Below are 7,373 nucleotides of genomic sequence, written 5' to 3' on the forward strand. Positions count from 1 at the left end.
CGGTCAGTCCTCGCCGGGGAGGGCGACGATCACGCACGCCTGTCCGGTGAGGTTGAACCCCTCGACGCTGACCTGCAGCGGCTGACGGGTGGCGGTGGTCGCCTGGCTCGGCTTGCCGGAGGGGGTCGTGTCCGGGACTCGCAGCACGTAGGTCTCACGAGGGCTGCCGTCGTTGAGTGCGGCGCGAGCCGCGGCGCGGATGACGGTGAGCACGTCCCAGAAGCGGGCGTCCTCGCTCTGCCAGTTCTCGCCGCGCGTCCACTGCACCGCGGCCGCGTAGGCGGCGCGGGTGAGGAGGACCGGCAGGGTGTAGCCGGCCTCAAGTGCAGTGGCCGGGGAGAAGTGCAGTAGCAGCCCGTCCTCGACGGCCTCCTCGGCAGTGTAGACGGCGATGATCTCTGCGCCCTCGAACGGGTTGCTCGGCTCGGTCATGGTGTCCTCCAGTGGTGCGAGTGAATGTGACATTTACACTTTAGAGGGGGCCTCCGACATCAGGACGCCCCGCCCTTGTGTAGGGATTTTTCTAAAATGTCCATTTCGCAGATGAAGTGTCCACGTGGTGTCCATATGGACATTTCGGTCGGGTGGTTCGGGTGATCTCTCCTGCAGCAAGGGGATAGCTGCTGGGCGGGAGACGTAATTCACGCACAGGCGGCCGGTTCGAGGCGGTAGGTCTCACGCGATGCCACAAACAAATCTGAGCATGGACACCACGATTTCCTCAGTACTCCGGAATACCCTAGGGGGGTAGGGGTGTTAGGGTGGGTGTCGCCGATTCTGGCGCATCACCGACGGAAGGAAACCATCATGGCCACCAGCGAGTACCAGGTCACCGGCATGACGTGCGGACACTGCGAGATGTCCATCCGTGAAGAGGTCTCCCAGATCCCCGGCGTGGACGAGATCCAGGTGAGCGCCCAGACCGGCAAGCTCGTCGTGTCTTCCACCAGTGCTCTGGATGACGCCGCCGTGCTGGCCGCGGTCGACGAGGCTGGTTACTCCGCGGTGCGCGCCTGATGAACGCTGCGGGACGACTCAGCCTGTATGGCGCCGGCGTCGTCGTGGCTTTCGGCGGGGCGTTCGGCATCGCGGCAGCTGTCGTCCCGGACAGCGCCGTCGCCAACTGGACGGCCGCGGCTGACGACAGCTCGATGGCCGATCACGCCGGCATGACCGGCGAGGACACCGCCGAGACCGCCACCATCCCCGGCGTCTCCCTCTCCGGTTACGGATACGAACTCAGCCCGATCGCCGCGCCCACCGGAACGGGCGAGTCAGGCGAGTTGAGCTTCCAGATCCTCGACGCTGACGGGACTGCGCTGACCGCGTACGAGTCCTCGCATGAGAAGGACCTGCACCTGATCGTGGTGCGCACCGATGGAACCCAGTTCCGGCACGTGCACCCCACGCTCGACGAGGCCACCGGCACCTGGACGACCTCCTGGGAGTGGACCGAAGCCGGCAGCTACCGGATCTATGCCGACTTCGTGCCGGACGTCGCCGACGGCCCCGACAAGGTCACCCTGACCCGCACGGTCGACGTCGCGGGCGCGTTCACCCCGAACCCGGCGACCGCCACGTCGACGACAAGCGAGGTCGACGGGTACACGGTCACCCTCGATGGGGACCTGACCGCGGGGGAGAGCTCCGAGCTAACCTTGTCGGTCACCCGTGACGGGCAGCCAGTCACCACCCTGCAGCCGTACCTTGGGGCCTTCGGGCACCTCGTCGCGCTGCGCGATGGGGACCTGGCCTACCTGCACGTGCACGCCGAAGGCGACGACCCGCAGGACGGCGACACCGCCGGACCCGACATCCGATTCGCGGCCGAGGCGCCTACCACCGGCCGGTACCTGCTCTACCTCGACTTCCAGGTCGACGGGCAGGTCCACACCGCCGAGTTCGTCGTGGACGCCGGGCACGGCACCGGCGACACGGACACGGACGACACACACAGCGACACGGGCGACGGTCACTGACCGCCCCGCGGTGATCTGAGAGAAGAAGGAACACCATGAGCACCACAGCCCCCGCAGAACAGACCGCGGACTCCGCCGTCGAACTCCAGATCGGCGGGATGACCTGCGCCTCCTGCGCGATGCGGATCGAGAAAAAGCTGAACAAGCTCGACGGCGTCGCCGCCACGGTCAACTACGCCACCGAGAAGGCGAAGGTCACCATCCCCGCCGGATACGACCCGGCCCTGCTGATCGCCGAGGTCGAGAAGACCGGCTACAGCGCGGCGCTTCCGGCCCCGAAGAAGGCCAAGAACGACACCGCCGAGGGCGGGGACGCGGACGATGCCGACCCGGAGCTGACCAGCCTCCGCAATCGGCTCATCGTCTCCATCGTCCTGAGCGTCCCGGTCATCGCGATGGCGATGGTCCCCGCCCTGCAGTTCACCTACTGGCAGTGGGCGTCGTTGGCGCTGGCGGCGCCGGTCATCGTGTGGGCGGCGTTCCCGTTCCACAAGGCGGCGTGGGCGAACCTCAAGCACGGCACCGCGACGATGGACACGCTCATCTCGATGGGCACGACCGCCGCGTTCCTGTGGTCGCTGTACGCGCTGTTCTTCGGCACCGCCGGCACCCCCGGGATGACGCACCCGTTCGAGCTCACCCTCGCCCCCTCGGAAGGAGCCGCGAACATCTACCTCGAAGTCGCCGCCGGGGTGACGATGTTCATCCTCGCCGGCCGCTACTTCGAGAAGCGGTCCAAGCGTCAGGCCGGCGCCGCGCTGCGCGCGCTGCTCGAGCTCGGCGCGAAGGAAGTATCCGTGCTGCGCGACGGGGTGGAGACGAAGATCCCGGTCGAGGACCTGCAGGCGGGGGACGAGTTCATCGTCCGCCCGGGCGAGAAGATCGCCACCGACGGTGTCGTGGTTTCCGGCACGTCCGCCGTGGACGCCTCCATGCTCACCGGCGAATCCGTCCCGGTCGAGGTCGCCGAAGGCGACCCCGTCACCGGAGCCACGGTGAACGCCGGCGGACGCTTGGTAGTTCGCGCCACTCGGGTCGGCTCGGACACGCAGCTGGCGCAGATGGCCAAGCTCGTCGAGGACGCCCAGACCGGAAAGGCTGAGGTGCAGCGCCTGGCCGACAAGATCTCCGGCGTGTTCGTCCCGATTGCGATCCTCATCGCCGTCGTCGCGATGGGGGCATGGTTGGGTGCCGGGTTCCCTGTCGCTGCCGCGTTCACCGCCGCCGTCGCCGTGCTGGTCATCGCGTGCCCGTGCGCCCTGGGTCTTGCCACGCCGACCGCGCTGCTGGTCGGCACCGGCCGCGGCGCGCAGATGGGCATCCTGATCAAGGGCCCGGAAGTGCTGGAATCCACCCGCAAGGTCGACACCGTCGTGCTCGATAAGACCGGCACCGTCACCACCGGCAAGATGACCCTGGTCAACGTCGTCACCGAGCCGGGCACCGATGCGGACGAGCTACTCCGCCTCGCCGGTGCACTCGAAGACGCCTCCGAGCACCCCATCGCGCAGGCGATCGCGAAGGGCGCCACCCAGCAGACCGGCACCCTCCCCACCGTGGAAGGGTTCACGAACCTGGAAGGCAAGGGCGTGCAGGGTGTCGTCGACGGACACGCACTCATCGTCGGCCGGGAATCGCTGCTGGCCGAGTGGTCGCTGCGCCTGAGCGCCGAGGTTGCCGCCGCGAAGGCGCAGGCCGAAAGCGAAGGCAAGACCGTCGTCGCCGTCGGATGGGATGGTGCCGCTCGCGGCATCCTCATCGTCGCCGACACCGTCAAGCCGACCAGCAAGGAGGCCATCGCCCAGCTCAAGGCACTCGGCCTGACTCCGGTGCTGCTCACCGGCGACAACGAGGCGGTCGCCCGCCAGATCGCCGCCGAGGTCGGTATCGACCAGGTCATCGCCGAAGTCCTCCCGAAGGACAAGGTCGATGTCGTCACCCGCCTCCAAGGCGAGGGAAAGGTCGTCGCGATGGTCGGAGACGGTGTCAACGACGCCCCCGCGCTCGCGCAGGCCGACCTCGGCTTGGCGATGGGAACCGGCACCGACGTCGCGATCGAGGCCTCGGACATCACCCTGGTCCGCGGCGACCTGCGCAGCGCCGCTGACGCGATCCGGCTGTCCCGCAAGACCCTCGGCACTATCAAGACCAACCTGTTCTGGGCCTTCGCCTACAACACGGCCGCGATCCCGGTCGCAGCCCTCGGTCTCCTCAACCCGATGCTCGCCGGTGCCGCCATGGCACTGTCCAGCGTGTTCGTCGTGGGCAACAGCCTGCGTCTGCGCGGATTCAAGAGCATCGCCCGCTGACCGGGCAACCCGGCAGCACCTACCACCCACATCGGAAGGAACACCACCCATGTCCAGCTGTTGCAGCACCAGCGCCCCCGCCCCCGGCGGCCGTGAGAACCTCCTCGACGCCGCCGGTGGCGCCGACATGACCACCTGCCCCGTGATGGAGGGCACCCCGGTCAACAAGGCCACCGCCGTGGCGGCCGGCCTGTTCCGCGACTACGAGGGCGAGCGGTACTACTTCTGCTGCGCCGGCTGCGGTCCCGCGTTCGACGCGGACCCGGCCCGCTACGCCGCCGCCATGGCCTGAGCCTCACTCCCGGTGCCCACACACCCCGTGCGGGCACCGGGAGACCGGACCCTTCATGACCTCCACCATCGCGGCCGCCCGCGAACCGGGCTACATCACCGACCCCCGCACCTACCGGAACCGGCTGCGCCGTCTGGAAGGGCAGATTCGCGGGCTCACCGGGATGATCGAGCAGGAACGCCCCTGCATCGATACCCTCACCCAGATCTCCGCCACCCAACGCGCGCTCCAGGGTGTCGGTCTCGCCCTGCTGACGGACTACCTGCGCCACGCGCACGCCACCGGCACCCTCACCGACGACACCGTCCTTGATGCCGCCTCGACCGCGATCACCCAGCTGATCCGGTCCTGACCCTGCCCTCCTCGCAGCGCCGCGACCCCCGTACCCCGGAAGCGAACTGCACCTCATGCCCACCCACCATGTCCTCATCCTCGGGGCAGGAGCAGCCGGCGTCGCCGCCGCAACAGCCCTCGCCCGCCACGAGGACATCCACGTCACCCTGGTCGGCAGAACCCACGAGACCCCGTACATCCGGATGCACATCACCGGCGTCGCGTTCGGTCCCACCTTGCCCGAGACCATCCACGCGCCGCTCCCGCCCGTCACCGTGCTGGCAGACACCGCCACCCACCTCGACCCGATCAGCCGCATCGTGCACCTCGCCTCCGGCGCACAGTTGCGCTACGACGCGGTCATCATCGCCACCGGCAGCCGCCCGGACACCCTCACCCCGGGCCTGCCCGGGCGGCACACTCCCGCTGCACGGCACCAGGTCGTCACCCTGCACAGCATCCAGGACGCCCAACAGATCCGAGAACACCTCACCCGCACCGCCGGGCCGTCCCGGGTCGCGATCTACGGCGGCGGATTCACCGGCGCGGAGACCGCGTCCGCACTCCACGCCGCCGGACATCACGTCGCCCTCATCAGCCGCTCCCGCATCCCCGGGCGGGCCTCCTTCGGCGCGCAGATCGCCGCCCACATCACCGGCATCCATCGCGGCAAAATCACCACATTCCTGGGCCGCACGATCACCGCCGTCCGTGACAGGAGCCCGCTGCTGGGGATCACCCTGGATGACACCACCACGCTCTCCGCCGACCTGCTCATCACCGCCCTCGGCAACGCCCCCACCGCACCGGGACCGTTCTCTTCCGGGGTGCCTGTCGATGACCGGCTGCGGAGCACTGCCCCGCACGTGTACGCGGCCGGCAGCACCGCCATACACCGCGACGACCACCTCGGGATCTGGCGCCTGGATCACTGGGCCGACGCGGCCGCGCAAGGACAGCACGCCGCCGCCGCGGTGCTCCACGACCGCACCGGCGCCGCCGACCCGGGACCCTACCGTCCTCGTAGCTCCTACACGTCACTGATCCACGGCACCGCCATCACCGGCATCGGGTACACCATGACGCCCGCCACCGAAGGACAGGGCCCAGGACCCGGCACCCTCGTCACGCACACGCTCAACGGTGCTCTGGTGGGGGTGAGCGGTGTCGACGCGGTCGCCACCGTCCACGAAACCGCCCAGCACCTGCACGAGAGCGCCGCATGACCGCCGCCACCCCTGTGACCCCGGCCACTCGTGCCCGCGGCGGGTTCTGTCTCGCCGTGACCGGCACCGTCGTGCTAATGGCGGCCGCGTCGGCGCCTTCCCCGTTCTACCCGCAACTCACCGAGCAGCTCCAGCTGCCCCCGGTGGCCACCACTCTTATCTTCGCGATCTACGCCATCCCGCTGCTGCTCGCACTGCTGACGCTCGGGTCGCTTTCTGACCGGGTCGGGCGTCGCGGCATCCTCACCGTCGGATCGGTGGCCCTGTCGGTGAGCCTGCTGATGTTCTGGGCCGCCGATTCCTTCCTGCTGCTGCTCGCCGCCCGCGCCCTGCAAGGCCTGGCGGCGGGACTGCTGGTCCCGGTTCTGAACGCCATGATGGTCGACCACGAACCCTCCCGCTGGCTGGGGGCGGCCGCGCTGGCCAACACCGTGGCCCCCATGGCCGGTCTCGGGCTCGGGGCGCTCACCGCCGCTGGACTGCTGGACCTACCCGGCATCGACGCGGGCACCATCTTTCTGCTCCTCGCCGCGGTGTTCCCTCTCCTCGCCGCCACCGCCTGGACCATTCCCACCCCACCCGTCCTTCCCGGGGACGCGGGACCGGACCCACGGGCCCGGCGGGTCTCGGCGGCGACGCGGCGGATCATCGTCTCGGTCGCCCCCGCCATCATCGCCGGGTGGGTCACCAACGGTCTGTTCCTCGCCCTGGGACCGGGGATCATCGCCACCCGGTTCCACGCCGACACCTACCTGCACCAGGCCGGGTCCATCATCATCCTCGCCGCGGCCGGGGTGGTCGCCGCCACCGCACTGCAGGGGGCCACCGCCCGGCGGATCAGCGTGTTCGGGGCCGTGTCTCTCGGCGCAGGCACCGTGCTCAGCCTCGCCGCGCTGGCCGTGCCAACTCTGCCCGGGTACCTCGCCAGTGTCGCGGTCGTGGGTGCCGGGTTCGGGACTGCCTTCATGGGCGCGATGCGCACCCTGCTGCCGCACGTCGACCCCGGGCAGCGCGCCACCGTTATGGCCGTGATCTACACGATCTCCTACCTCGCGATGTCCGTCCCCGTCGTGCTGGCCGGCTTCCTCGTCCCCGCTCTCACCCTCCCTGGAGCCGCGGCCGTGTTGGGGGGAGTGGTGGTGCTGCTCAGCATCACCGCCACCCTCACCCACCTGCGCACCCCCACGGAGCTCACACCGCCCGCCACGCAACATCGACCGAAAGGGACCCGCCG

At 69.4% G+C, this 7,373-nt stretch carries 8 protein-coding genes; 7 read left to right on the plus strand and 1 reads right to left on the minus strand.

Going from position 1 to position 7,373, the window contains the following annotated elements; translation table 11 throughout:
- Positions 1-3 precede the first annotated feature (3 nt).
- Positions 4-432, minus strand: coding sequence for a DUF6573 family protein (locus tag E0W80_RS17400; protein ID WP_067121479.1), 429 nt, complete (start codon positions 430-432; stop codon positions 4-6).
- A gap of 375 nt (positions 433-807) precedes the next feature.
- On the opposite strand from E0W80_RS17400, the gene E0W80_RS17405 reads away from it, so the two are divergent.
- The 7 genes from E0W80_RS17405 to E0W80_RS17435 all read left to right on the plus strand — a co-directional run.
- The gene (locus tag E0W80_RS17405) at positions 808-1,017 is read left to right on the plus strand and encodes a heavy metal-associated domain-containing protein (protein WP_067119704.1); all 210 of its coding nucleotides are present in this window, start codon (positions 808-810) and stop codon (positions 1,015-1,017) included.
- On the plus strand, positions 1,017-1,979 hold the full coding sequence (locus E0W80_RS17410) for a heavy metal-binding domain-containing protein (protein ID WP_067119702.1): 963 nt from the start codon (positions 1,017-1,019) through the stop codon (positions 1,977-1,979). Before E0W80_RS17405 ends, E0W80_RS17410 begins: the two co-directional genes overlap by 1 nt.
- Before the next feature lie 35 nt (positions 1,980-2,014).
- Positions 2,015-4,288, plus strand: coding sequence for a heavy metal translocating P-type ATPase (locus E0W80_RS17415; protein WP_067119698.1), 2,274 nt, complete (start codon positions 2,015-2,017; stop codon positions 4,286-4,288).
- Positions 4,289-4,337: 49 nt separating this feature from the next.
- A complete protein-coding gene (locus tag E0W80_RS17420; protein WP_067119694.1) occupies positions 4,338-4,580 on the plus strand; it encodes a YHS domain-containing protein in 243 nt (80 codons plus the stop codon).
- 55 nt (positions 4,581-4,635) lie between these two features.
- Positions 4,636-4,932 carry a metal-sensitive transcriptional regulator gene (locus E0W80_RS17425; RefSeq protein WP_067119691.1) on the plus strand — a complete coding sequence of 99 codons (297 nt, stop codon included), beginning with the start codon at positions 4,636-4,638 and terminating at the stop codon, positions 4,930-4,932.
- 55 nt (positions 4,933-4,987) lie between these two features.
- On the plus strand, positions 4,988-6,139 hold the full coding sequence (locus E0W80_RS17430) for an NAD(P)/FAD-dependent oxidoreductase (protein ID WP_067119688.1): 1,152 nt from the start codon (positions 4,988-4,990) through the stop codon (positions 6,137-6,139).
- Positions 6,136-7,373, plus strand: a 1,238-nt coding sequence (locus tag E0W80_RS17435; protein ID WP_131494296.1) for an MFS transporter, incomplete at its 3' end; no start/stop codon positions are given. The genes E0W80_RS17430 and E0W80_RS17435, both read left to right, overlap by 4 nt.

Source organism: Microbacterium sp. PI-1, assembly GCF_004337555.1.
Lineage (GTDB): Bacteria > Actinomycetota > Actinomycetes > Actinomycetales > Microbacteriaceae > Microbacterium > Microbacterium aurugineum.

Bases quoted from the DNA above. Each gene is read 5' to 3' on its own strand.
- E0W80_RS17400 (WP_067121479.1), bottom strand. From the start codon at position 432: ATGACCGAGCCGAGCAACCCGTTCGAGGGCGCAGAGATCATCGCCGTC.
- E0W80_RS17405 (WP_067119704.1), top strand. From the start codon at position 808: ATGGCCACCAGCGAGTACCAGGTCACCGGCATGACGTGCGGACACTGC.
- E0W80_RS17410 (WP_067119702.1), top strand. From the start codon at position 1,017: ATGAACGCTGCGGGACGACTCAGCCTGTATGGCGCCGGCGTCGTCGTG.
- E0W80_RS17415 (WP_067119698.1), top strand. From the start codon at position 2,015: ATGAGCACCACAGCCCCCGCAGAACAGACCGCGGACTCCGCCGTCGAA.
- E0W80_RS17420 (WP_067119694.1), top strand. From the start codon at position 4,338: ATGTCCAGCTGTTGCAGCACCAGCGCCCCCGCCCCCGGCGGCCGTGAG.
- E0W80_RS17425 (WP_067119691.1), top strand. From the start codon at position 4,636: ATGACCTCCACCATCGCGGCCGCCCGCGAACCGGGCTACATCACCGAC.
- E0W80_RS17430 (WP_067119688.1), top strand. From the start codon at position 4,988: ATGCCCACCCACCATGTCCTCATCCTCGGGGCAGGAGCAGCCGGCGTC.